25 protein-coding genes are annotated in these 23,040 nt (G+C 63.2%); 10 read left to right on the plus strand and 15 right to left on the minus strand.

Annotated elements, in window-relative coordinates:
- Positions 1 to 732: 732 nt before the first annotated feature.
- The 14 genes from ACREB7_RS10660 to ACREB7_RS10725 form a co-directional block, all read right to left on the minus strand.
- Positions 733 to 1,236 (minus strand): A24 family peptidase, encoded by a 504-nt coding sequence (locus ACREB7_RS10660; RefSeq protein ID WP_431592252.1) that lies wholly within the window; start codon positions 1,234 to 1,236, stop codon positions 733 to 735.
- Entirely contained in the window at positions 1,233 to 2,102 is an 870-nt protein-coding gene (locus tag ACREB7_RS10665; protein ID WP_431592253.1) for a tetratricopeptide repeat protein, read from the minus strand. Before ACREB7_RS10665 ends, ACREB7_RS10660 begins: the two co-directional genes overlap by 4 nt.
- Positions 2,099 to 3,064, minus strand: a complete 966-nt coding sequence (locus tag ACREB7_RS10670) for a tetratricopeptide repeat protein (protein ID WP_431592254.1) — start codon at positions 3,062 to 3,064, stop codon at positions 2,099 to 2,101. The genes ACREB7_RS10665 and ACREB7_RS10670 overlap by 4 nt, the downstream gene beginning before the upstream one ends.
- A gap of 40 nt (positions 3,065 to 3,104) precedes the next feature.
- Positions 3,105 to 4,079: a type II secretion system F family protein gene (locus tag ACREB7_RS10675; protein ID WP_431592255.1), complete on the minus strand. Its 975-nt coding sequence runs from the start codon at positions 4,077 to 4,079 to the stop codon at positions 3,105 to 3,107.
- Position 4,080: 1 nt separating this feature from the next.
- The gene (locus ACREB7_RS10680; protein ID WP_431592256.1) at positions 4,081 to 4,950 is read right to left on the minus strand and encodes a type II secretion system F family protein; all 870 of its coding nucleotides are present in this window, start codon (positions 4,948 to 4,950) and stop codon (positions 4,081 to 4,083) included.
- A 133-nt stretch (positions 4,951 to 5,083) separates the two neighbouring features.
- Complete coding sequence (locus tag ACREB7_RS10685) at positions 5,084 to 6,457, minus strand: CpaF family protein (protein ID WP_431592257.1); 1,374 nt, start codon at positions 6,455 to 6,457, stop codon at positions 5,084 to 5,086.
- A 3-nt stretch (positions 6,458 to 6,460) separates the two neighbouring features.
- The gene (locus ACREB7_RS10690; RefSeq protein ID WP_431592258.1) at positions 6,461 to 7,663 is read right to left on the minus strand and encodes an AAA family ATPase; all 1,203 of its coding nucleotides are present in this window, start codon (positions 7,661 to 7,663) and stop codon (positions 6,461 to 6,463) included.
- Positions 7,664 to 7,674: 11 nt separating this feature from the next.
- A complete protein-coding gene (locus tag ACREB7_RS10695) occupies positions 7,675 to 8,295 on the minus strand; it encodes a TadE/TadG family type IV pilus assembly protein (protein WP_431592259.1) in 621 nt (206 codons plus the stop codon).
- On the minus strand, positions 8,292 to 8,807 hold the full coding sequence (locus ACREB7_RS10700) for a TadE/TadG family type IV pilus assembly protein (protein ID WP_431592260.1): 516 nt from the start codon (positions 8,805 to 8,807) through the stop codon (positions 8,292 to 8,294). Before ACREB7_RS10700 ends, ACREB7_RS10695 begins: the two co-directional genes overlap by 4 nt.
- Complete coding sequence (locus tag ACREB7_RS10705; protein ID WP_431592261.1) at positions 8,804 to 10,366, minus strand: pilus assembly protein TadG-related protein; 1,563 nt, start codon at positions 10,364 to 10,366, stop codon at positions 8,804 to 8,806. Before ACREB7_RS10705 ends, ACREB7_RS10700 begins: the two co-directional genes overlap by 4 nt.
- Before the next feature lie 23 nt (positions 10,367 to 10,389).
- Entirely contained in the window at positions 10,390 to 10,653 is a 264-nt protein-coding gene (locus tag ACREB7_RS10710) for a hypothetical protein (RefSeq protein WP_431592262.1), read from the minus strand.
- Positions 10,643 to 12,109, minus strand: a complete 1,467-nt coding sequence (locus tag ACREB7_RS10715) for a type II and III secretion system protein family protein (RefSeq protein WP_431592263.1) — start codon at positions 12,107 to 12,109, stop codon at positions 10,643 to 10,645. Before ACREB7_RS10715 ends, ACREB7_RS10710 begins: the two co-directional genes overlap by 11 nt.
- The gene (gene cpaB, locus ACREB7_RS10720) at positions 12,099 to 13,043 is read right to left on the minus strand and encodes a Flp pilus assembly protein CpaB (RefSeq protein WP_431592264.1); all 945 of its coding nucleotides are present in this window, start codon (positions 13,041 to 13,043) and stop codon (positions 12,099 to 12,101) included. Before cpaB ends, ACREB7_RS10715 begins: the two co-directional genes overlap by 11 nt.
- 82 nt (positions 13,044 to 13,125) lie before the next feature.
- Positions 13,126 to 13,326, minus strand: coding sequence for a Flp family type IVb pilin (locus ACREB7_RS10725; RefSeq protein ID WP_431592265.1), 201 nt, complete (start codon positions 13,324 to 13,326; stop codon positions 13,126 to 13,128).
- A 475-nt stretch (positions 13,327 to 13,801) separates the two neighbouring features.
- Between ACREB7_RS10725 and ACREB7_RS10730 the strand changes: the two genes are divergently transcribed.
- The 3 genes from ACREB7_RS10730 to ACREB7_RS10740 all read left to right on the plus strand — a co-directional run bounded on the left by ACREB7_RS10730 (position 13,802) and on the right by ACREB7_RS10740 (position 16,261).
- On the plus strand, positions 13,802 to 14,599 hold the full coding sequence (locus ACREB7_RS10730; protein WP_431592266.1) for a DUF2569 domain-containing protein: 798 nt from the start codon (positions 13,802 to 13,804) through the stop codon (positions 14,597 to 14,599).
- 19 nt (positions 14,600 to 14,618) lie between these two features.
- Positions 14,619 to 15,758: a phosphatase PAP2 family protein gene (locus tag ACREB7_RS10735; RefSeq protein ID WP_431592267.1), complete on the plus strand. Its 1,140-nt coding sequence runs from the start codon at positions 14,619 to 14,621 to the stop codon at positions 15,756 to 15,758.
- 290 nt (positions 15,759 to 16,048) lie between these two features.
- Positions 16,049 to 16,261 (plus strand): hypothetical protein, encoded by a 213-nt coding sequence (locus tag ACREB7_RS10740; RefSeq protein ID WP_431592268.1) that lies wholly within the window; start codon positions 16,049 to 16,051, stop codon positions 16,259 to 16,261.
- Here the strand turns inward: ACREB7_RS10740 and ACREB7_RS10745 are convergent.
- Positions 16,232 to 16,891 (minus strand): TetR/AcrR family transcriptional regulator, encoded by a 660-nt coding sequence (locus tag ACREB7_RS10745; protein WP_431592269.1) that lies wholly within the window; start codon positions 16,889 to 16,891, stop codon positions 16,232 to 16,234. The two genes, ACREB7_RS10740 and ACREB7_RS10745, sit on opposite strands and share 30 nt — an antisense overlap.
- 150 nt (positions 16,892 to 17,041) lie before the next feature.
- On the opposite strand from ACREB7_RS10745, the gene ACREB7_RS10750 reads away from it, so the two are divergent.
- From ACREB7_RS10750 to ACREB7_RS10780, 7 genes are read left to right on the plus strand one after another with little or no spacing between them, the layout of a single operon-like run.
- On the plus strand, positions 17,042 to 18,208 hold the full coding sequence (locus ACREB7_RS10750) for an amine dehydrogenase large subunit (RefSeq protein ID WP_431592270.1): 1,167 nt from the start codon (positions 17,042 to 17,044) through the stop codon (positions 18,206 to 18,208).
- On the plus strand, positions 18,208 to 18,720 hold the full coding sequence (locus ACREB7_RS10755) for a MauE/DoxX family redox-associated membrane protein (protein ID WP_431592271.1): 513 nt from the start codon (positions 18,208 to 18,210) through the stop codon (positions 18,718 to 18,720). The genes ACREB7_RS10750 and ACREB7_RS10755 overlap by 1 nt, the downstream gene beginning before the upstream one ends.
- Positions 18,717 to 19,307, plus strand: a complete 591-nt coding sequence (locus tag ACREB7_RS10760; RefSeq protein WP_431592272.1) for a redoxin family protein — start codon at positions 18,717 to 18,719, stop codon at positions 19,305 to 19,307. The genes ACREB7_RS10755 and ACREB7_RS10760 overlap by 4 nt, the downstream gene beginning before the upstream one ends.
- Before the next feature lie 30 nt (positions 19,308 to 19,337).
- Positions 19,338 to 19,901: a methylamine dehydrogenase light chain gene (locus tag ACREB7_RS10765; RefSeq protein ID WP_431592273.1), complete on the plus strand. Its 564-nt coding sequence runs from the start codon at positions 19,338 to 19,340 to the stop codon at positions 19,899 to 19,901.
- Positions 19,901 to 20,344, plus strand: coding sequence for a c-type cytochrome (locus tag ACREB7_RS10770; RefSeq protein ID WP_431592274.1), 444 nt, complete (start codon positions 19,901 to 19,903; stop codon positions 20,342 to 20,344). Before ACREB7_RS10765 ends, ACREB7_RS10770 begins: the two co-directional genes overlap by 1 nt.
- Complete coding sequence (locus tag ACREB7_RS10775; RefSeq protein WP_431592275.1) at positions 20,341 to 20,808, plus strand: cytochrome C; 468 nt, start codon at positions 20,341 to 20,343, stop codon at positions 20,806 to 20,808. The genes ACREB7_RS10770 and ACREB7_RS10775 overlap by 4 nt, the downstream gene beginning before the upstream one ends.
- Before the next feature lie 13 nt (positions 20,809 to 20,821).
- Positions 20,822 to 23,035 carry a TonB-dependent receptor gene (locus ACREB7_RS10780; protein WP_431592276.1) on the plus strand — a complete coding sequence of 738 codons (2,214 nt, stop codon included), beginning with the start codon at positions 20,822 to 20,824 and terminating at the stop codon, positions 23,033 to 23,035.
- The last annotated feature ends 5 nt before the right edge of the window (positions 23,036 to 23,040 follow it).

The raw sequence follows: 23,040 nt of genomic DNA on the forward strand, positions 1-23,040 counted from the left end.
GCCTCCGCTTCCTTCAACACCCCGATGATCTGCTCTTCCGAAAACCTCAAACGCTTCATCTGTCCGTCCTTCCTTCAAGGCCGGACTCTAATCACTGTTGGAGGAAAATCAGGGGGTCACGTCAGCGTCCCCACATATCCAGCAGATCCGGACGCATCAATTTTCTCCTGAGCGAGGGAATTTGGAAAAAAGAACCTGCCAAATCTGACTGCAGCGAGAGTGGAATCGGAAGATCGGTCGGGTCGCCAGGGCGATGGCTATGCCCTTTTCGGACGTTTCAGCCTTCCTGACGTGATTCCGCGAAAAGGGAACGCTGATCGCGGCAGTTTCGAAGGTACGCAAGCCAATTTCTACCGCACGGCCGCAGGCGCCGAGATCGATCTCCTCCTGGCGCTTCCGGGCGGCGGCTCCGGGCAGTCGAGATCAAGCGTCGCCTGCAACCGAAATTCGAACGCGGTTTTCATCACGCCTACAGCGATTTGGATTCGGCCCGGCGATTGCTGGTCTAGCCAGGGCATGAGAGGAACCCGCTGGCCGAAAGTGTCGAGGTGATGTCGCTGAAGGATGTGCGCATCCACAGGGGCCTCCATTTAGCGCGGGCCTCGGGCCCGTCGGCTTATTGTCGCAGAGGGGGCGAAGATCTTCCCTCCTCTGGCAAGCGCCGTCCGTGGTTCGGTGTCGTTTGCGTTCCCTTGGCCATGTCCTTCATGGCGGCCATTGCTACCCCGCTGTCTAGAATATCACGCTATTTGCTGACGTCGTGATGGCGCCTACCCCGCCGATCGCTATTGCGATGCCATATGCGATGCGGCGGTCAATTTTGCGAATACCTTGGCGCCGCGTCGGCGTCGATGACGTGAACATCGCTGACAGAACACGCCAAATCATCGTGACCACAAGCAGGCCAAAGCCGGCCAACGCGATCCACAGCAGGAGGAACCAGCCGTCTCCGAACGGGACGAAGAGCGCGGTCGCCGCGTAGAGCTTCGCATCTCCTCCGCCGAACCATCCGATGCTGTAGAGCGACATTCCGCCAATCAACGCAACGCCGAAATGCGCCACATGTGATCCGATGTGCACGACCGGCACGATTCCGGCCGCCGCTCCCACGACAAAGAGTATGAGCAGAGCAACCGGAAATGCGTTGGAAATACGGAACTCGCGAGCGTCGTTCAACGCCGCTCCGATCAGGATTGCGATATACATCGCCAGGAACAGCGCCTGAGCGGTGGTCATTCGCGCGACCCCAGGTCGGACAATTTTTTCCAGAGGACCGAATCCATTCGCTCCCGAAGAAGGGCTGCCTGGGCGAAGAGCGAGCGGGCCATGTCGGTTCGGCCGCTCGCCAGCGCACCATCGCCGCCGGCCTCCAGCCGCTCGCTCCAGCGTGCTGTCGTATCGCTTGGATCTCGGGTAGGCGGTTCTCCCGCCATCGCGCTCGCCATGTCCCGGTTGAGCCATCCCGTCTTTGGCCCCGGAGCCCTTCGCACAGTTTGGTCGAGCAGCGCGACGGCTTCCTCGACATGGCCCGCTTCGGTCAAGGCAACCGCAAGAGCGTTCGCCAATTGCGGGTCTTCGGGACGAATTGCAATTGCATGGCGCAAGGCGTTTATGGTGCCTTCGACATTACCTCTGGCAAATTGATTTGCAGCAAGCTGCTGCCATATCGAAAGCTGGTCGGGGCAAATGTCTGCGGCGCGTTGCAGCCGCTGCACCGCCGCATCATATCGGCGCTGTGCGTTGTCCAGCCAGGCAAATGCGACGTTGACCCGGCATCCCCCTTCGCCCGGGCCAAGCCGTTGGAGCGCTGCGGCGGCGAGATCCTCCCTCTGTTCCGCAATCGCCAGTTCGGCTTTCAGTAGCTGCACCGCAGGCGCCCGTTCCAGCTCTTCGAACCTGTCGATCTGCCGCACGAGGCCATGCGCTTCAAGGTGCCGGCCCGCCCGGATTGCTCGGTCGAGCGCTCCGATCAGGCGCGCGGCCTGCCGTGGGTCTGAAAATTCCTCCTGCGACTGCGGGACGGGAGCGTCGGCGGCGCGGCATGGCGACGCCGCTGTCAGCGACAGGAGCAGCGCAATAAACGTCCATTGGCGAATTCTCATCGCCGACTACCCAGCAGTGTCGTCCGGAACGCAAATCGCGGCTCGTTCGACCAGTTTGCTGTTTCCACTGCGCCGCCATGCTGCATGGCGGCTTCCAGGTCGTTTTGCCGCTGCAGGGCTGCGGCAACCAGCCCAAGATAGGCACGATTGGACATCGGCGGGGGACGTTGGAAAGTGGCCGTCGATATCGGCGCACGGCCCGCTGTCGGCGCGGTTACGAGAAATACCTCGCCTAGCGACAAGCGGGTCAGAAACGCGCCACCGGCGATGTTCAGCTCGCCACCGTTTCCGGCTGATAGCCAGTCGCACGCCACCGTCGAAGCCTGGCGAAGGAAACATTCAAGCGCGTTGGCCTCCTCGACGGGCCTGTTGTCCAGACGCAGCTGCACCCACGCCAGTGCCAGAGGAAGCGGCACGGTGCTTTCGTCGTTCAGGACCGTCCCCGATGCGAGCTCGATCTGCTGCGTCAACGCGGTGGCCTCTGTCGTCGTCGACCGCGCAGCCTGAGGCTCGCCGCCGTTGAGGGCCAGACGGTCGGGCATCGACGGATCGACCGGTTCGCGAACGCCGGGGTCCAGCTTGGACGCGGCGATGTCGGCGATGAGCCGGCGCTCTTTCTCCTTCTGGCCCGAGCCCGCGTAAAAGCGTTGCAGATTAGCGACATAGCGCGGCTGTTCCGGGGCGAGCGACATGGCCTGTTCGAAATAGCGTTCGGCAAGGTCGGGGCGTCCGATCGCTTCATAGGCGATCGCGAGCCCGTTATAGGCTTCGGCCTCCGACGCCGGATCCCGCGACGCTTTCTTGAACAGCTCGATCGCCAATCCATATTGTTTCATCGCCAGATAGGACCGTCCCTTGACGAGCGATTCCGACGTCGAGAGGTCGGCAAGAACCGGTGCATTGGAGACTGGCCGAAGTCCGATCAACGGTCGCGCGCCGATGGCGCAGCCGACCAACGTCAAGCCAGCGCATAGCGCCAAGAGCCAGGGGGCGGGACGCATCCTATCCACCCCCGGCCAAGGCGGGCACCACCTCGCGAACCACGCGAACCGCAGCGGGCAGCATCAATACGCCGATCATTACGGGCAACATGCAGACGACGAGCGGGATCGACAGCAGGACCGGAAGGCGATGCGCTTTTTCTTCGGCTCTCATGCGGCGCTTTTCGCGCATTTCATTCGCATAGACTCGCAACGTGGTGCCGATACTGGATCCCAGCTTGTCCGACTGGATAAGAAGCGTGGCAAAAGCGCGAATTTCATCGACCTTGGTCCGGCCCGCCATATTGCGCAGCGCTTCTTCACGGCTCGCGCCCGCGCGCAGTTCGAGCGTGGTTTGAGACAGCATTCTTGCGATCAGGGGGTGTGACGTAACCATCTCGCGACCCACACGATCGAGGGCAGCTTCCAGCCCAAGCCCGGCTTCGACGCAGACCAGCATCAGGTCAAGCGAGTCGGGAAAGCCGTTGACGACTTCCTCGCGCCGCCGATCGGCTTTGGCGCTCAGCCAGAGACTGGGCAGGACGAGGCCAAGCACGGCCAGGCCGGCGCCGTAGAAATAGAGGCGGAGCAGGGACGGCGGTTCGGCCGCGAAAAATTGGGGGAGGACGATCGCCGTCGGCAAGGCAAAGATCATAACCAGCCGGATCAGCGTGTAGATTTTGGGAGCGGCTGGCGATTCATAACCGGCGGCGATCATTCGCGTTCGCAGCGCATCGCTTTTGGAATCGGCGAGCGACACGCCCGATCGCTCGATGGCGTCGGTCAGCTTGGCCCAGCGCGAACTGTTGGCCGAGCCCCGCAAGCTTCCCGTTGTCGTCGCGACCGGGCCTTCGGGTATTTCATGCAATCGGCCGATCACGCGCGCGCGTCCCGTCAGGAAGCGCGACAGGGTTGCCACCGTGCCCACGACGAGCACGAATATGATCATCAGGACGGCGATGCGCAGATACAGCGAGGAAGCCAGATATTCGAGCATGTCAGACCTTCAGATCGATCATCGAACGGATGGTGAAGAAGCCGATGAAATATAGGACGACCAAACCCCCGAAGCCGACCACGAACATAGGATCCTGCGCGACGTCGAGATAGAATCCGGGGTTGCTGGTAAAGAGTCCGGCAAAGGCCATCACGGGCAGCGCGGTCAGGATGAGCGCCGTCATCCTGCCTTCCGAACTGAGGGCGCGGACCTTCATGAACATGCTGGCGCGCTCGCGGATGACGCCGCTGAGATTTTCCAGAATTTCCGCAAGATTGCCGCCGGTTTCGGTTTGCACCGAAACCGACACGACGAACATATGCATATCGGTCAGGCCCCATCGCTCGGCCATGCGAAACAGCGCGTCACGCAAATCGAACCCATAGGCAATCTCGTCGAGCACGATCCCGAACTCGCTGCCGATCGGATCTTCCATCTCGGTGGTGAGGAGTTCCAGCGCCGAGGGTATCGGATGTCCCGATCGCAGGCCGCGAACGAATATGTCCAGTGCGATCGGAAACTGGGATTCGATTTTCCGCCGTCTGGCCTGCGCGAAACGGCTGATCACCATCAGCGGAATGAGCACGCCCAGCGCCAGGCCGAAGCACGCGGCTAGCTGGACCACGCCTGGGCTGATCACGAAGCCGGCAAGCGCTGCCCCGATGAGGACCAGCGCCGCGAGCAATGCCGATGCCATCGCCATGATGGTCGCAACCTGCATGGCGGACATCTGGATGTTCGCCGCATTGAGCAGTTGCCGCAGGCGGATCAGCCATTTCGCGACATATTCGGGAAAAGCGGCGAATTCGTTCGGGGACGTCTTGCGCAAGCGCGAGGTCACGACCTGGCGATCGACGCCGCTTTCGATCATGCGCAGCCGCCTGTTGACCGCCGTGCTCTTCGTCCGGCTCCGAGCGATCGCCGCCACAGCGAACTGCACCGTCAGTACGACGAGGGCGAAGAGCGCGATGAGCGTCAGGAAACGGAGTCCCGCGTCGGTCATGTCAATCGAGGCTCCGATCCGGTCGGAACAGTTCGGGCGACAAGGTCACGCCATGGGTCGACAGTTCGTCGAGGAACTTGGGGCGGATGCCGGTCGCCTCGAACCGGCCTATGACCATGTCGTTGGCGTCGCGTCCGGCCATGCGGAAGCGAAAGATTTCCTGCATCGTCACGACGTCGCTTTCCATGCCGGTCAACTCTGACAGGCTGAGCAGTCGCCGCCGACCGTCAGACAGACGTCCGACCTGCACGACGACGTGAATTGCCGAGGCAATCTGCGCGCGCGCCGACCGCGGGGGCATGTCGATCCCGCTCATTCCGATCATCTGTTCGACGCGCGACAGGGCGTCGCGCGCGGTATTGGCATGCACGGTCGTCATCGATCCATCATGGCCGGTGTTCATCGCCTGCAGCATATCGAATGCTTCGCCGGCGCGGACTTCGCCCACGATGATGCGATCCGGGCGCATGCGAAGGGCATTCTTGACCAGTTCGCGCTGCGTGATCTCGCCATTGCCCTCGATGTTCGCCGGTCGCGTTTCGAGCCGCGCGACATGCGCCTGTTGCAATTGGAGTTCGGCCGAGTCCTCGATCGTGACGATCCGCTCGCGTTCGTCGATGTAGGATGACATGGCATTGAGCAACGTCGTCTTGCCCGATCCTGTTCCGCCTGAGATCAGGACGTTGCGGCGGGCGCGGACAATTGCCGACAGCACTTCGGCGATCGATTCCGGCACGCTGCCAAGCTCGGTCAGCTTCGCCATGCTGATCGGAACGCGGGCGAACTTGCGGATCGAAAGCAGCGATCCGTCGATTGCCAGCGGCGGGACGACCGCATTCACCCGCGAGCCGTCGGCCAGCCGCGCGTCCACGAACGGCGAGGACTCGTCGATACGGCGACCAACGGCGCTGACGATTTTCTGGATGATGCGCAGCAAATGCCGCTCGTCCTTAAACCTCGTCTCTTCCCTTTCGAGTACCCCGCCGCGCTCGACGAAAACCGTATTGTGCCCGTTCACCAATATGTCGGTGATCGTGTCGTCCTTGAGCAACGGTTCGAGGGGGCCAAGGCCTAGAAGTTCATCCAGGACTTCAGAGACGAGCGTTCGGCGCTCGACGCTGTTGAGGGCGTGATGCTGGCGGCCAAGCATTTCGCTGACGAGGTCGCCGACTTCCGTCTCGATCTGGGCGCGCGATAGCTTGTCCAGTTGCGCAAGGTTGATCTCGTCCAGCAAGTCCCGGTGCACTTGAACCTTCAGCGCGAGAAAATTGTCCTTCTGTCCAGCGACCGGAGCTGGACGCTCCGCGACTCCGGGATCGACCACCTCGTCCGACGCCGGCTGCTCGACTGCCATCGGTTTCCTGATCTGCCACATGGCTCAACCCTCGCCCGCAGCAAGGATATCTCCGACCAACCGGCCAAGATTTTCCAGATCGGCCGAAACCTTGGCCTTGCGGTTGACCTTTCCGACCAGCACCCCTTCGTCATGCGCAGATTGGACGGTTTGATAATCGCTGTGGACGCTCGCCAGGACGTCGTGCTGGAGCGCACTTGCGGCATCTTGAAGATTGATGGTTCGAAACAGCCGCTTCTCGACGCGATTGGCGACGATGCGGACGCGGTCGACGCCGATGTCGGTATCGCGAAACAGCTGGATACGGCGCTTCGCCTGCTTCAAACTTCCAATGGAAAGTTCGACGACAAGCAAGACCACGGTCGAGGCGGCGATTGCGGACAGGGTCCAGTTCGCCCAATTCCCCGGCAAATCGAGAACGACAAAATCATATTCCTCCCGCGCCAGGTTGATCACACGCAGCAATTGTTCGGTATCGACCTCTTCGATCGGCATAATTCGTTCGGGCGCCGCTATCACCGATACGCCGGCCGGGCCGTCACAAGCGACCGAACGAACGAGTTGTCCATCGACCCGGTGGCCGGCCGCCAGCAATTCGTCCATCGTCAGTTTTGCCGACGCCCCGACGAATGAAGCGGCGTTGCCGAATTGCAGGTCAAGATCGATGAGGCAGCAACCCCGGCCCTGATCGTTTCGGTTGCCCAGCGCGTGCGCGAGATGCGTCGCTATAGTGGTCGCGCCGATACCGCCAACGCTTTGCGCCACCGCGACGACGGGCGCCAGATGTGAGCGCTTTGCGTCAGATGCACGCTGCATCGCAAGGATGTTATAAACGCTCTCTTGGAGTTCGGCATGGACGAGCGGCAGGTCGATGACATCGGCAATGCCCTGGCGGACCAGCATGCGTGCGCTTTTTACATCGGCGTTGCGCATCGCGACGATGATCGGAAGCGTCGGACGGACGGACCGCACGCGCGACAGTCGCTGCATCGAATCACGATTGGCGCCGTCGACCTCGACGATCAAAACCGAGGCGTTTGTGATCGCTGAATCGGGGATCGCCGCAAGTGGCCCGACGACGGTGATTTGAAGGTTGATACTGTCCGCATCCGTATCGGCAAGATAAGAGGCGGCGAGTTCGTGGTCCGAAATCACGAGATGAATGCTGCTCGTCAACTCCAAAGGCAGGTCCTTCGATAACAGGGCTATCAGTTCGCGCTTACCCATCTCTTTGGCTTTCAGTTCGAAATCATGTCGGCGCCATCTTCCATCGTCAGCGAATAGCTGAAGTCGGGAAGCGACACGGCGCCGTTGAAGAGGATGCCGACGAACGGCCGGAATTCCTGATTTCGCAGCCGCACCGTTATGATCGGCACGACGTCGGGACCATTGGGGTCGCCGGCGAAACCAAGCCCGGACCATGAATAGTCTACGACTACGTCGTCGGCGGTGATGTCGGCCTTTATGTCGTCCATCCGCGCGACGAGCGCGGTGAAAGCGTTGGTGTTGACCGTTGACGGCCAGCCGCATGTGCCTCCCGGCGAACAGGCGCACGACACCGTTCCCGCCGCGCTGCTGCAACTCACCCCGGGAAAGGCGGTGTTGCTCACCGTGCCGCCCGCCGGAACCCCGCCCGAAACCGCAAAGCTGTAAGTCGCGAGGCCGCTGGGGATGAGGGCGGTCACCGCCGCCCGCCGGGCGCCGGTCTGCGTGGCCTTTTCGGCGCGATTGACCTCCCAGACATAGCGGCCGACGTCGATGATGCCGAACAGGAACAGCAGGATCAGCGGCAGGACCAGCGCGAATTCCGCTGCCGGTCCGGCATGTGTGTCCGACCAAAGGCTCCGCCACGCCTTCATGCGCCGGTGACCGCCGCATTGGCCGAGGCCTGCACGACGACGCCCGTCGTATCGAAGCCGAGCGTTTGGAACAGCGAAGGGTAGGCTATTCGCGTCGAAACGGTCACATGCGGCGCGCCGCTGGTCTGGGCCTTGTAAAGGCCGCTTCCGCTAAAGCCGTTGGTGTCGCGGGCGACGCATGAGACGGTCACCGTCACGTCGCTGTTGGACCAGCCGGACACCTTCGGCGTTCCGCCGGTCAGCCGGCCCGTGCGGGTCAGATTCTGAATCTGCGTCAACCTCGCTCCCGTTGGTGCCGTGCATCCGGCAAAGGGTTGGCGCGCTGCGAAACGGGCGCCGTCGCGGAGCCCCTTGATAACCTTGTGCTCGGTCCAGAAATAGGCCCCGGCCTCGAACCCTCCGAACATCAGCACGAGCAGCATGGGCAGGATGAGCGCCATTTCGGCGCCTGCGACCCCACTGTGGTCGTGCCCAAACCGACGCAGCACACCAAGGATGCGCAGCCGGCTCATTCGATCAGATAGGGAACGTCACGACGCACGGTATTGCCCGTCGTGCCGCCTCCTCCGCCCAGCGCCGTTTCGCGTACGAACTCGACATAGACGTCGCTCATTTCGGTTCGGGCGCGCGGAAGCGAGGGTTCGACGAGGAAAACGTCGATCCATTTGGTGACCGTGACGTCGGGTGTCCGGCCGCCGACCCCTTCCGCCGCGCAGTTGACCACGGCGACGCTGAGCAATCGCCGATCGGGCACGGTTGGCGAGGGTGCGATGCCGGGCGTAACGCAGACCGGCCGCCCATAGGCCGTGCGCCCGGCAGCAGTCTGAGGCGCCAGTCGCGTGGCTGCGTTTGCTGTCTCGAACTGATAGACCTGATAGCGCGTCGGTGTCTCGGTACCAAACCAACTCATTAGTTCGCCTGACGTGGGCACCGTCGGATAGCTCGCCGTATTCGAACGGAAATAGGCCATGACATCCCAGATGCCGCTGCCAATCTGCCCGCGGCTGCACGAACCCGTGTTGCTCACCGCGTGGCACATGTCGCGGGGATAGCCCATTGGCGAAAGGGCGGCCGCCTGCGCCGCCGTCAGCGGCACCGTCGCCGACGTTGGCAAATAGGGATTGGCGGGCAGTTTCCAGCCGTTGTTTCCGTTGCCGGGCTGAAAGGCGCAACTGGCGCCATTGCCGCGCATCACATCCTTGCGGACGTTGGTCGCGGGCGGGCAGAGCGTGCCATTGTTTGTGCAGGTGGAATTGAGACTGCTGTCGTAGATATCGAACCGCGTGTTGAGAGCGTTCAGCACCGTCACCTGCACCCCGGGTTTTGTCGTCACGCCATCGGCGGCGACGCAATCGCCCGGCGGCGCATTCAGGCCGAGGGCGTCGCGGATTCCCGGCACGCCGTTGGCGCCGCCGATGTTTTCCAGATAGCCGAAATTGCCCGCGCCGTAATTGCTGCCGCCGTCATTGGCGATCAGCCTGATCCCCCGTCCCGTGTAGTCGACGGACGAGAAATTGGGATCGGTCGCCTCGTTCGGATTGCACATCATCACCGGCGGAATCTTGCAAATTGCGGAGCCGAGGCCGGCAAACGCCGCCGCCTCGATGTCGCCGCTGTTCAGCACGCCGATGACGGGGGTAAAAGCGTATTCGGCGACGCGCGCATCGACTGTGACCAGCACGAAACGTGCTTCGCCGTCGTTTCGAGCGGCGAGGGTTTTTTCCTTGTTGCGATAGAAGCGGATACTGCCCACGGCGTCGCACGCGGTTTCGACCTGGATAGTGACCGCGGGGCCGTTGCCGTCGTTCGCAAGCAGGGTCAGATTGCTGACAAGGCCGACGGCCGCCGCGCCGGCGCGCATGCACGCGCCGGCCTTTCCGTCGAGCTGGGTCGCCGCGGCCAGCGCGGCCTGATCGGCGCCGTTCTGCAGCTCGCTGTCCATGGCTGCAAGCCGCGTATAGTCGAAACCGACACCCGCGATGCCGACGAGCGCGAACAGCGCAATCGCGAAGGTGGCCGCCGTGGCGCCGCTTTCATCGCGTATCAGGCTGGCGGGCATCGGGGCGGGCATGGCTCAAGCGATCCTTCCAGTGGCTATTGCGGCGCGCCGCTCTTTGTGTCGGTGGTGCGGATCGTGTCGGGCTTTTTGACTTGGTCCGACCGATAACGGACGACGGCGGGCACCACCTTGTCGGCCTGGGTCTCCTGCCGTTCGTCATATCGCGGATCGGGATCGACCACCTGCGCGGCAAAGCTTTGTTTCACGGCATTGCCCATCGTGGCGTCGATCGGGGTGCAGGCGGCCATCAGCGGCAGGGCGATGACCCCGGCCAGCATCAGCCGGTGATCAATATTCATATCCGCCTCCTGTCGAGTCAGCCGGCTTGGTCGCCGGCGGGGGGGGCATTTGGGTGACGTTCGGCACGGCTGGGACGGCGGTGTCGGTGCGGCCGAGCAGGAACAGGTCGAGCTCGGTCGGGTCGCCGACGCGATCGGTCGGCAGCGCGATCTGGTCCGGGCGCACCGGCTGGACGAGCCGCGGGGTGACCACGATCAGCAGTTCGGTTTCGCCGCGGGTGAAGCCGGTGGAGCGGAACAAGGCGCCGATGATCGGGATCGATCCCAGGATCGGCACCTGCCGGACGGTGTTCGAAAAATCGGAGCGGATCAGCCCGGCGATCGCAAAACTCTCGCCGTCGCGAAGCTCCAATGTCGTGCTGGCGCGCCGCGTCTGCAAGCCGGGGATGGTCAATCCGTTGAGCACGATCGATGCGGTCGGATCGATCGAGCTGACCTCGGGCTCGACGACCAGGTTGATCACCCCGTCGGCGAGGACCGTGGGCGTGAAGCCCAGGCTGACGCCGAAGGGCTTGAATTCGATCGTGACCGATTGCCCGCCATTCAGGCCGCCGCCGCTGCCGTTCCCTTGCGCGACCGGGATCGGAAATTCGCCGCCGGCCAGGAACGACGCCTTTTCGCCCGACAGCGCGATCAGCGTCGGTTCGGCAAGCGTCTTGGCCAGCCCCTTGGTCTCCAGCGCGTCGAGCACGCCGAGCACGTCGACGCCGCCGATACCGAAACTCTTGCGGAAGATACCGAAACTGTCGGTGATGGCGGAGAGGCGCAAAATCCCTTCGCCGGTGTCGGGATCGGGGGTCAGCGAGGCGCCGTTGCCGGTCACGCCGCCAAAGCTGCCCGACCGGTTGTTCAGGAAACTGCCGACGCCGATCTGCTTGCCCGACTGGCGGTTGATTTCCGAAAAGCGGACCTCGAGCATGACCTGCTGGCTCGACCCCACCGCCATCATATTGACGACGCGGTCGCCGGCGTAGGTTTTCGCAAGCTGGACCGCGCGGTCGGCGGCGACGGCGTCGCTGACGACGCCGGTCAGGACGATCGAATCGTTCGAAATGGCAGCGCCGATCGGCTGTCCCGGGATCAGCTCGGCAAGCTGGCGACGCAGGGAGATGACGTCGGGGCCCACTGCGACGTCGAGCACCGCGAGCACGCGGCCTGCCTTGTCGAGCACGGTCAGGCTGGTCGTCCCCATCTTCTTGCCGAGGACATAGAGCGAATGGTCGGAAAGCGGCAGGATGTCGGCCACCTCGTCATTGCCGATGAAGGCCTTGCCGAACGGTCGGTCGGTCGTCAGCATCTGGCTCTTGTTGAGCGGCACGTCGAGCTGACCCGCATGCACCCCGGCGCCGTCGCCGGTCTGCACGCTCATCTGCGCCGCAGCGGTGCCTGCGGGCGCCAGCATCAGCGCGGTGAGGGCGATGGCCCAGCGCTGCCGGCGGAGGCGATCAATGCCCATATTTTTTCACCTCGTAAGTCGCGCCTTCCGTGCCGCGTATGATTTCGACGGTCGGGCCGGTGGGCCGGCGCGGAGCGGGTGGCGCCGCCGGGACGCGCGGCGCGGCGGGCATGACATATTGCGGGGCATATTCCGGTGGCAGGCCGGCAAGCGCGGGCGATTCGCTGCGGGGCGAGTAGCTCCAGTTGCCGTTGCCGAGGTCACGCTGGCCGATGGTCGGGCCGCCGCCTTCGTTCTGGACCAGGCTGGTGACGTTGCGCAACGCCAGCGACAGGGTGCCGACCTTTTGCGCCAGCGCCAGTTTCTGGGCGCCGACCGGGCTGACCTCGAGCGTCGCGACCTTCCCCACGACAGGCGTCGTCTTGTTCTCGTCGGCCAGTTGGTCGATGCCGATGACACGGACGCCTTCGAGCACGACGTCGGTGATCTGGTCGTTGCGGTCGGCGCCTTCACCGGGCGTCTGGCGCGTCAGAAGGACGTCGACGACGTCGCCGGGAATGACGAAGCCGCCGACGCCCGACACGTCGTCGATGCGGATCGACGCGGCGCGCATGCCGTCGGCGAGCAGCGTGGCAATCGTCGCGCGGCCGTTGTCGCCGCTGACCTTGCTGGCCAAAATCGGTTCGCCGGCCTCTATCGGGCGCAGCGCGACGCGTTGGCCGCGAGCGGCGTTGATCAGTCCGGCGGTGGTGCGAAAGGCGCCGGCGGGAACCGAGTTGGCGGGCCAGTTGACCAGCCGGGTATTTTCGGCGGTGATCGGCGTGCCGAACCCCAGCGGCTGCGCCGCCACCACCAGCGTCACCAGATTGTTCGCCTTGGCGGTGTTCTGGCTCTTTTGTTCCAGGCCTGAAAAATAGGCGTTGACCAGAAACACGACGAGCAGCCCCAGCAGGACTGCGACCGCGATGATGATCTGATTGCGCGAACTGGTCATGTTGCCGCCCCCACGTGCCTCACCGATGTCCCGACGCAACTAGCCACCGGGCAGGCGAACCTGTCCGGTGACATTGGCGTCGTTACGGTGCGGTGGTGACCGGCGCAGCCGAGCCTGCGGCGCCCACGTCGTCAGCTGCACCGACAATGGCGCCGGTGATTTCGTTGCGCAGGTAAACCGCAGCGCCGGCGATGCCGACCCCGACGATCGCCAGGATCAGCGCATATTCTGCGGCCGAAGCGCCGCTGTCGTCACGAACGAAATTTTTCAGAAAGGTCGTCATGTCACATTCCCTCACAATGTCGGACGCAAAGGCGCGCCGCCAAAAATCCGTCCAAGCCACCTGGTCACGGCAGCCAAGACGTTCCGTCTGAGGTTTTTCGATTGTCCGGTGCGACCCGTTGTTGGTTCGCTTCCAGCGCGGAAACCTGGGCCAACACCCGAATAAACGTCTCTTCGAACCCCCCCGTCGAGAACGCTGTAATGAGAACCCAAGCCGGAAGTTTCGTCAACAGAATTTTAACATATGTTAACAATAAGTTAAGGCGACTTAACCCGTTAACCAAATTCGATTTTCAATACCGTGCAATATATGCCGTGTCCGAGTCGTTCGATTCCGGCGGTGGCGGGGGGAAGCAGCCAAATAATTCCAAGAGATAGCGGCGGATGGCCGGACTTGCCGACAGGCAGGGGGAACGCATAGATGTTATTAACGTTACCGCTTTACACTTGTGACTATGAGCATCGACCCTGCTTCCATGATCGCCACCCGTTTCGCAGCCTTGCGGCGCCGCTATTACGGCCGGAGCGTGCGGCTGGTATCCTGGCTCGGCATCGCCTTTCCCCGCCTGCTGCTGGGATGGACCGTCGTCCTGGGCGCCATCTGCATGCTGAAGGTGGCCTTCCCTGTCGTCGCCCCGACCGGCCTGCGTTCATTTGCCGAAACCGTGCTGCCTTATATGCTGATCCTGACCAGCCCTTTCGCGGCGTGGTGGGCGGCGGACCGGTTGTTTCCGCATGGGCTCGTCTATGCCCAGCCCGAAATCCGGCTGGCCCGCGTCGGTCGCTGGCACACGATCGATGTCCTCACCGCGCGTGCGCACCGCGCGTTCGGTGCGGGCGGTTTCATGGCTTCGCTGATAGTCGGGATGATGCTGAACGTGCCGGTCCGCACTGCCGAATTCATCACGGCGGTACCCGCGATGAACAGCAACGCCCCGCTTTGGGGTCAGATGATCTTCGTCGGCATGGCGACCGACCTTGCGCTGATGAATTTCCTCTATGTCCTGTGCTTCTTCGCGGCGCTGCGCCGCGTTCCGTGGTTCCCGCGGTTGCTGCTCCTGACCTGGGGCATCGACCTGTGCGGTCAATTGATCCTTGCCCAATATCTGGCGGCGGCGCCCGGACTCCCTCCCGCCGTCGCCGGCGGTATCGGCACCGTGCTGTCGGGCAACATGAAGGCGATCCTGATCAGCATGATGGTCTGGCTGCCCTATCTGCTGATGTCGGAACGAGTGAACGTCACCTATCGTCAGCGACAGTCGGCATTGGCCTGAACCCCGGCGGGCCGGCGGCTTGTTCCCGCGCCCTCTTGCCATGACGGCGGCGTTGGGCGCAGGATCATCGCCGATGTCCGCTTCGCGCGCTTCCTTGTCTGATAAGACGGTCCGGCTGGGGCTGGCGTCGCTTACACTGCTCAGCATCCTGTGCTTCTTCGTGTCGAACCATCTGGCCAGAACGGCGGGTTTGGAGCCCATCCGCCTCGGCGTGATATTGGGCATCCCGGGGCTGATCCTCATCTTTGCCGCGCCGGTCTGGATCTTCGTTCGCCTGGTGCAGATGTTCCGCCGGGGAGTCGAACATCCGGCGCGCCACCTTGTTCCGCTGGTCCGCGAAATTCTGCCCTATGTCGCGATCAACCTGTATCTCGTCTTTCTGCTCACGCTATTCTTCCAGGCCGTGAAGGTCCTGAAAAATGCGATCCCGCTGCTGCAGCCCTTCTATTTCGACCATGTCTTGCTGCGCCTCGAACGCGGAATCTTTGGCGCCGACGCCTATGTTTTCACGCATCGCCTCTTCGGAACCAATGCTACCTACCTGTTGGAAAGCGCCTACACCGCGTGGCACGTCGTCCAACTCGCGGTCTTTGTCTGGCTCCTCCTCACCCGCGATTATGAGACGAAGTTCCGGGCGCTGCTGACGATCGCCTTGTGCTGGTTCCTGTTCGGTTCGTTGCTCGCGATCGGCACCGCGTCGGTAGGACCGATCTTCTACGATCATTTCTACGGCGGCGACCAATTCGGGCCCCTGCTGGCCGATCTGGCGGCGACGGGCAACGGTTCGACCGACGCCGCGCGGAGCTACCTGCTTGACAACTATGGAACGCTGAAGATCGGCACGGGGATTTCGGCCATGCCCTCGATGCACGTGTCGATGGCGGTCGTCTGGTGCTTCATCGCTGCCCGCAAGCCGAAGTGGCTGCGCAACTGCGCGCTGATCTTCGCGGCCACCATCCTGGTCGGATCCGTCCATCTTGGCTGGCACTGGCTGTCGGACGGCGTCGTCTCGATCATGCTGACAGTGATGACCTGGCGGGCCGTGGGCTGGCTGTTCGATCGCTTCGGCAGCGATCGACGCACGGCGCCCAAGGCGTGGGGCAGGAGCACCGCGATCGATGACCTGCCTCAACATCCCGGAGCCGAAACGCGGCCGTAGACCGTACTTCATCGTAGATGGCCGGTTTGCCACCCGGCCAGACCATATCGTCACGCCGCGCCGACATTCGCCGTGCTCATCGACAATATCCCGATGTCCTATTGGAGATGCGCTGATGCTGCCGGAACCCTCTCGATGACATCTCTCTGCTCGATACGGACAGCAACGCCGTCGCGCAGATATGGTCGCGAGGCAGGCGGATCGAGTCATCGGCGCAGGTAGCTTTTCCATGACATCAGGGGTGCAGAAAAAATGTCGGAGAATGAGCATTCTCGCCAAGTGAGCGGCACATGTTCAAGGCAACCGGCGGATTCATCGCCACGAGCGCCGTCCAAGAAAGCTCCTCTTTTGACAAAGCCCGGTGTAGGCTCGGCGGCGTATCGCGCGCGGGCAACCAATATCTGCGCCAGATGCTCGTCGTCGGTTTGATGGCCGTCATGCTGATCCGCCATGATGGCGTCGCCAGCGTATATTTAGCTTCCCTTGATTTCGCCGGCGCGTAGCGTGCTCACCAACTGAATGAAGCTGCGCCGCGCGATCGCTTCCAGCATCGGCATCTGTGCGCGCCAGGGTTTTTCATAACCGGCGAACATCGTCATCCCCTCCATCGAGGCCGAGATGAACAGCGCCAATATCTTGCGCTCATCATCGGGAAGCGCCGGGTTGATCTCGCCGATCAGCTCGTTGAGCGACACGCGTGCGCGGTCGTAGAGTTCGTTCATCCGGTCGTAAACAAAGGGGTCGTGGTTCGCCATCGCCCAGAGTTCTGGGAAAAAGCGCGTCGTCTTTTTTGTCGTGATGTCCTCGAGGATCAGCATGACCAGATTTTCGAGCCGTGCTTCGGCGGGCGCGCCGGCCTCATGGACGATCTCGTCGAATGACTCTTCATAACTGCTGATCACCGCGTTGAGCAGTTCGCGGATCAGTTCCTCCTTCGACCGGAAATAATAGTTGAGATTGCCGACGTTCATTCCCGACTCGGTGGCGATCCGACGCAGCGTCAATGCGGACGAACCGTGGTTCACCAGCAGCGCCAGTGCCGAACGCAAAATATGCTCAAAGCCGTCCTGGCCGCGGGCATAGCCCCCGGTGCGCGGGGTAATTTTCAAATCGGGAACAATGAAATTCGTCAAGTTTCTGTGGCCTTTCGGGGGTCTAGTTAACCGTCTCGCGCACCTTGGACAAGTGACCTAATTTTTACGATTGACTAAATTTGGGCAAATGAACAATATTGTCTCGAATCGGCCATCAGAGCCATCGACAACAGATCAGGGAGAGTGATGATGCAGCGCATCGCACGTGGGGCGGCCTTTGCCATTTTGATGGCATCGGCCAGCATGTCGGCAGCAGCGGATTATCCGAAGCCGCTGGCCGAGGAACCGGTGCCGTCGGTCGCCGAACTTCCCGCCGACTATCCCGACAGCTGGGTCCTCGTGCATGACCTGCATTTCAACAGCCTGCCCGACGGGCGCGCGGCCGTCGTTGATGTGGCCGCCGAAAGTCATCATGTGCGCGGGCAGATCCCCGTCGCGCAGTTCGGCAATATCCTGCCGTCGACGACGCGCGGCGAAATCTATGTCGGCGAGACCTTCCTTTCGCGGCTGACCCGCGGCGAGCGCACCGATGTTATCACCATCTGGGATACCAAGACCCTGGCGCCGAAGGGCGAGATCATCCTTCCCGGCGCCAAGCGCGGCCTGTTCGTCACGCTGCGCAACAGCCTGCAACTGACCAATGACGAAAAATGGGCGCTGGTGTTCAACTTCACCCCCGGATCGTCGGTGACAGTGGTCGATCTCGATGGGCGCAAAATCCTGTCCGACATCGAGCTTCCGGGCTGTTCGCTGGTGTATCCGACCGGGCCGCGCGGCTTCACCTCGCTGTGCGCCGATGGGACGATGATCAGCATTACCCTCGACGCCGCGGGCAAAGCCGCCGAAACGGTTACGAGCGCGGCGTTCAACGATATCGACGATGACCCGCTGTTCATGACCCCCGCGATGGTCGGGAAGACCGCTTGGTTCGCCAGCTTCAAGGGCGGTATTCGCGGGATCGATTTCTCGGGGACCGCCGCGCGCGATCTGGGCGCTTTCAAGATCCCGGTCCAATCGGGCGGCGAGCCCGAATGGCGGCCGGGCGGGTGGCAGGTCATCTCCTCCGACCGCGCCGGACGGCTCTATGTGCTGATGAATCCCAAGGGCAAGGAAGGGTCGCACAAGGATGGCGGCACCGAAGCCTGGGTGATCGATCCCGGGACCCGGACGGTCGTCCGCCGCATCGCGCTCAAAAACCACAGCGTGTCGATCGAGGCGACCCAGCAGGCCGCGCCGCTGCTTGTCGCCTCGCGCCCCGACGGATCGCTCGACGTCTATGATGCGGCCAGCGGCGCCTTCGTTCGCACGATCGTCGATGTCGCCCATGATCCGATGACGATGACGGCGTCGCGCTGATGGCGATCATCACGCCCGCTCTGACCCTCTTCCTCGCCGCAGTGCTGGGCGTCGCGGCGGCGCACAAGCTCGCCGAGCGCGGTCGGCTGGCTGGGGCCACCGCAGGCCTGCTGCGGATCGACGCCGCGATCGCGATGCCGCTGACGATGGCGGCCGCGACGATCGAGGCCGCCGCCGCGCTCGCGTTGCTCTTTCCGCCGTCGCGCCCCGCTGGGGCCATGCTCGCGGCGCTGCTGTGGGCCGGATATGGCGCGGCGTTGTTCGCAGCGCGCCGTCGCGGCGATGCCGCGATGGACTGCGGCTGCGACTTTGGCGCGCGGCGCAAGGGCATAGGGCGCTTTGCGGTCGGGCGTGCCTTGGCGCTCGCCGCCGCCGCGTTCGTCCTGCTCGTCTCTCCCGCCGGGGGCGGCGCAATCGACATTCCGTCGATCTTCGCCGCCCTCGCTTTTCTCGCGCTGCTCTTCGCGGCGGGCGAGATTGCCCATCTTCCCATCAGGAGTGCCGCACGATGACCGGCTTTGTTTTCGCTTCGCAAATTTTGCTGTGGATCGCGGTCGCGGTACTTGCCGTGCTGGTCGCGGCGCTCGCCCGGCAAGTCGGGGTGCTCCACGAACGTATTGCTCCGGCTGGCGCGCTGACGCTCCACCAAAAGGTTAATGTCGGTGACGCGGCGCCTGAAATGACGCTCGAAACGCTCGAAGGGACACAGGTCGTCATCGGTGGCAAGCGCCATCGGCGCGGGCAGTTGATCTTCTTCCTCTCGCCCGACTGCCCGGTCTGCAAGACCTTGCTGCCGGTGGTCCGCTCGGCGCGCGGGGCGGAGCGCGGTTGGCTCGACGTAGTGCTGGCGAGCGACGGTGATGCCGCTGGGCATCGCCGGCTGGTGATGGCCGAGGGGCTGGCGGGTTTCGACTATGTCCTGTCCGAAGAGCTGGGCCGCAAGCTGGGCGTGTCGAAACTGCCCTATGCGGTGCTGGTCGACGAAGAGGGGCGCATCGCCTCGCTCGGCCTCGTCAACAATCGCGAGCATCTGGAAAGCCTGTTCGAGGCCAAGGAACGCCGCGTCGCATCCATTCAGGAATATCTCGCACGCGGCTGAGCCGCGCGACCCGACAAGAAGGGGACATATATGTCGCGTCTGGACAAATTTTCCGAAACCGTCACGCGGCAGGTCGCACGCGCTACGTCACGGCGTAGCCTGCTGACGCTGATCGGCGGGGCGATCACCGGGGCGGCAACACTGCCCGTCCTCCCGGTTGCCCGCGCTCAGACCCATGGGGGAGGGCATGGCGGCGGGGGCGGCGATCATATCGCGCCGCAAACCACCGGCAATCCGCAGGATCCGGGCGATCAGACCCAATGCGACTATTGGCGTTACTGCGCGATCGACGGCTTTTTGTGCAGCTGCTGCGGCGGCACCGCGAGCAGTTGTCCGCCGGGTACCGAAATGTCGCCGATCACCTGGATCGGCACCTGTCAGAACCCCGCCGACAACCGCGCCTATATCATCAGCTATAACGACTGCTGCGGCAAATCCTCGTGCGGGCGCTGCCTGTGCAACCGCAACGAGCGCGACCGGCCGATGGTTCGCCCGCAAGCCAACAACGACATCAACTGGTGCCTTGGAACGTCGAGCGCGATCTATAATTGTTCGACCGCGGTGATCCTCGGCGTCGCGCTGGAGCAGCAATGATGCGGCGCGTCGGAATCCTGTTGACGCTGGCCGGGCTGATCGCGAGCGCGCAGGTCGCGCGCGCCGACGATGGGGCGACGGTCTACAAGCGCTGCGCCGCCTGCCATCTCGCCGATGGCGCGGGCGTGCCGGGCGCCTTCCCGTCGCTGAAGGTCGACGCCAAGGCGCTGGCCGCTACCCCTGCGGGGCGTCGTTACCTGGTGCTCGTGGTGATCCGCGGCGTGTCCGGGCCGCTCACCGTCGGGGGGAAACCCTATCGCGGAACCATGCCCGCGCAGGCGGCGCTCAATGATACGCAGGTCGCGGCAGTGCTCAACCATGTGGTGAAAGGCTCGTCGGCGCGGGCCTTCACCCCGCGCGAAGTCGCGGGATATCGCGCCGGCGGATCGGCACTCAACGGCGCGGCGGTCGCCCGCCTGCGGCCGGGCAGCGCCGTGAAATGAAGTGGCTGGCCGTCTCTGCGCTGATCGTAGCGACCGGAGCGGCGGCTACGGCGCCGGCATTTGGCGGGGTGGAGGCGATGCCGGGCGTCGCCGACCCACTGCGCGCGCGGCAGAACTGGATCCTACAATGCCAGGGCTGTCACCGCGCCGATGCGACGGGGACACCGCAGACGACGCCGACGATGGCGGGGGTAATCGGGCAGTTCCTGCACGTTCCCGGAGGACGCGAATATCTGGGGCAGGTGCCGGGCGTTGCGACGGCCGCCTTGACCGACGCGGCGCTGGCGGAGGTGCTCAACTGGTCGCTCACGCGCTTCGACGCGGCGCATGTGCCCGATGATTTCGCGCCCTACACGCCCGCTGAAATCGGGCGATTGCGCAAGAAACCTTTGAGGACAGAAGCGGCGACAGTGCGGGCAGACCTGCTCGCGCGCGTCGTCGCCGCCAGAGAAACAAAAAAATAGGGGAGGGTATCAAATGACCAAAATGACTGAGCGTCGTGTGGCGCGCTCGATGGCGCTGTTGCTGCTTGCGGGGGTGTCGGTTCCGGCGCTGGCGCAGGAAACGCCTACCGCCGATGCCGCGATAACGGACGGAACCGACATTGTCGTGACGGCACAGAAAAGATCCGAGCGCCTGCAGGATGTTCCGATCGCGGTCAGTGCCATCGGCGGGGATTCCCTGGAACGGCAACGCGTCACGCAGGCGGACGAACTGGCAAGCAAGATCGTCAATCTCCAGCTCACCTCGACGGTTGGCGACAATACGCCGATCTTCGCGCTGCGCGGGGTGTCGATGTCCGATTACAGCCTCAATCAGGCGAGCCCGGTCGCGACCTATTATGACGAAGTTTACAAGGGCAATTTCGCCTTCCTCGGCGTCGCCATGTACGACCTCGAACGCGTCGAGGTGCTGCGTGGGCCGCAGGGGACGCTCTATGGCAAGAACACCACCGGCGGCGCGGTCAATCTGATCAGCCGGACGCCGGTGCTCGGCGATACCGAGGGCTATCTCAACCTCGGTTACGGCAATTACAACCGCCATGAAGCCAATGGCGCGGTGAGCGTTCCGCTGGGCGAGACACTGGCGGCGCGCATCGCCTTCACCGCCGCGCGCGCCGACGGCTGGTTCAAGAACCAGTTGCCGGGCAAACCCGACTTGGCCAGCGTGCGTGAATATGGGGTGCGCGGCAGCTTGCTGTTTGAACCCAGCGACGGTGCGCGCTTTGTCCTGCGCGCGTCGACCAGTTATCAGAACCCGCGCAACTATGGCATTTATGCCCAGCCCGAAGCGACGAACAGGCCCGGCCTTGGGCGGCGCGAGATCGAGGCGAACGTCACAGGCCGCCGCCGTGCGCGCACTTGGTCGGTGTCGCTCACCAGCACGGTCGATCTCAGCGACACGCTGGCGATCACCAGCGTCACCTCGTGGGACAAGGGGCGGCTGAATTTCTATGAGGATACCGACGGCACGGCGACCGAGTTGCTCGAAATTCCCTATACCGACCGCGCGACGCAATTCGCGCAGGATCTGCGCCTGACCAGCGATTTCGGCGGGCCGTTCAACTTCATCCTCGGCGCCTATTTCAACCGCGAGAAGGTCTATAACGAGACGACCTTTGAAATCGGCAAGGACATTGATTCCGACGGACTTCCCGGCGTCACCGATGCCGATTGCGCGATCGGCCTGCCGCTCGGCTGCCTGTTTCGCAACAGCTTCGATCAGCTCAAGAAAAGCTATGCGCTCTATTCGGACCTGAGCTTCGAGGTGGCCGACCAGTTGACCCTGCGCGGCGGCATCCGCTTCACGCACGACAAGGGGACGCAAAGCAATTTCGAATCCAATGCCCTTGGCCCCAACGGCGTGCTTGTCATGAACCTGATCCCGCCGTCGCAGCTCGACTACAGCACCGAAAATCTGTCCGGCAAAATCGGCGCCGACTACAAGATCAACCCCGATGTGATGGTCTATAGCCATTACAGCCGCGGCTATCGCGCGCCAAGCTTCAACGCCCAGGCATTTTTCGATCCGTCTGAGCTTTCGGTCGCGAAGGCCGAAAAGATCGAAGCGTTTGAATTGGGGCTGAAGAGCCAGTTCGCCGATCGCCGCGTCACGCTCAACCTCGCGGCTTTCCATTATTCCTATAGCAATCAGCAGTTTATCAATATCGATCCCGCGACCGCCGCGCAGACCCTGCTCAATATCCCGCGCTCGCGCATTCTCGGCGGCGAGGCGGAACTGACCGTGCGCGCGACCGACGTGGTGACGCTGCGCGCCGGCGTCGGTCTGCTCGATACCAAGATTAAACAGGGCATCGTCAGCGGCGTCGATGTCAGCGGCAACAATCTGTCGAATGCGCCGAAATTCACCTTTACCGGCGGGGGCGACGCGACGGTGATGGATAACTCGATCGGCAAGCTCAGCCTGCACGGCGATATCAACTATTCGTCGAGCCAATATTTCGAGGTGCTCAACATTCCCCGGCTGCGGCAGGACAGCTATGTCCTGTTGGCAGGGCACATCGACTGGGAGTCCGCCGACGGACGCTGGAATGCCTCCGTCTGGGGGAAGAACCTTACCAACAAATTCTACTTCACCTCGCGGGTCGACCTGCTCGCCGGTTTCGGCTTCGACTATAATCATGTCGGAGCGCCGCGGACGTACGGCGTCACCGTCGGCGCGAAATTTTGACCGGA

The sequence above is a fragment of the Sphingopyxis sp. genome, assembly GCF_050725615.1.
Taxonomy (GTDB): Bacteria; Pseudomonadota; Alphaproteobacteria; order Sphingomonadales; family Sphingomonadaceae; genus Sphingopyxis.

Coding starts and splice junctions, on each gene's coding strand:
- ACREB7_RS10660 (WP_431592252.1), bottom strand. CDS start 1,236: ATGACCACCGCTCAGGCGCTGTTCCTGGCGATGTATATCGCAATCCTG.
- ACREB7_RS10665 (WP_431592253.1), bottom strand. CDS start 2,102: ATGAGAATTCGCCAATGGACGTTTATTGCGCTGCTCCTGTCGCTGACA.
- ACREB7_RS10675 (WP_431592255.1), bottom strand. CDS start 4,079: ATGCTCGAATATCTGGCTTCCTCGCTGTATCTGCGCATCGCCGTCCTG.
- ACREB7_RS10680 (WP_431592256.1), bottom strand. CDS start 4,950: ATGATCGAAAGCGGCGTCGATCGCCAGGTCGTGACCTCGCGCTTGCGC.
- ACREB7_RS10685 (WP_431592257.1), bottom strand. CDS start 6,457: ATGTGGCAGATCAGGAAACCGATGGCAGTCGAGCAGCCGGCGTCGGAC.
- ACREB7_RS10690 (WP_431592258.1), bottom strand. CDS start 7,663: ATGGGTAAGCGCGAACTGATAGCCCTGTTATCGAAGGACCTGCCTTTG.
- ACREB7_RS10695 (WP_431592259.1), bottom strand. CDS start 8,295: ATGAAGGCGTGGCGGAGCCTTTGGTCGGACACACATGCCGGACCGGCA.
- ACREB7_RS10700 (WP_431592260.1), bottom strand. CDS start 8,807: ATGAGCCGGCTGCGCATCCTTGGTGTGCTGCGTCGGTTTGGGCACGAC.
- ACREB7_RS10705 (WP_431592261.1), bottom strand. CDS start 10,366: ATGCCCGCCCCGATGCCCGCCAGCCTGATACGCGATGAAAGCGGCGCC.
- ACREB7_RS10710 (WP_431592262.1), bottom strand. CDS start 10,653: ATGAATATTGATCACCGGCTGATGCTGGCCGGGGTCATCGCCCTGCCG.
- ACREB7_RS10715 (WP_431592263.1), bottom strand. CDS start 12,109: ATGGGCATTGATCGCCTCCGCCGGCAGCGCTGGGCCATCGCCCTCACC.
- cpaB (WP_431592264.1), bottom strand. CDS start 13,043: ATGACCAGTTCGCGCAATCAGATCATCATCGCGGTCGCAGTCCTGCTG.
- ACREB7_RS10725 (WP_431592265.1), bottom strand. CDS start 13,326: ATGACGACCTTTCTGAAAAATTTCGTTCGTGACGACAGCGGCGCTTCG.
- ACREB7_RS10730 (WP_431592266.1), top strand. CDS start 13,802: ATGATCGCCACCCGTTTCGCAGCCTTGCGGCGCCGCTATTACGGCCGG.
- ACREB7_RS10740 (WP_431592268.1), top strand. CDS start 16,049: ATGTTCAAGGCAACCGGCGGATTCATCGCCACGAGCGCCGTCCAAGAA.
- ACREB7_RS10750 (WP_431592270.1), top strand. CDS start 17,042: ATGCAGCGCATCGCACGTGGGGCGGCCTTTGCCATTTTGATGGCATCG.
- ACREB7_RS10755 (WP_431592271.1), top strand. CDS start 18,208: ATGGCGATCATCACGCCCGCTCTGACCCTCTTCCTCGCCGCAGTGCTG.
- ACREB7_RS10760 (WP_431592272.1), top strand. CDS start 18,717: ATGACCGGCTTTGTTTTCGCTTCGCAAATTTTGCTGTGGATCGCGGTC.
- ACREB7_RS10765 (WP_431592273.1), top strand. CDS start 19,338: ATGTCGCGTCTGGACAAATTTTCCGAAACCGTCACGCGGCAGGTCGCA.
- ACREB7_RS10770 (WP_431592274.1), top strand. CDS start 19,901: ATGCGGCGCGTCGGAATCCTGTTGACGCTGGCCGGGCTGATCGCGAGC.
- ACREB7_RS10775 (WP_431592275.1), top strand. CDS start 20,341: ATGAAGTGGCTGGCCGTCTCTGCGCTGATCGTAGCGACCGGAGCGGCG.
- ACREB7_RS10780 (WP_431592276.1), top strand. CDS start 20,822: ATGACCAAAATGACTGAGCGTCGTGTGGCGCGCTCGATGGCGCTGTTG.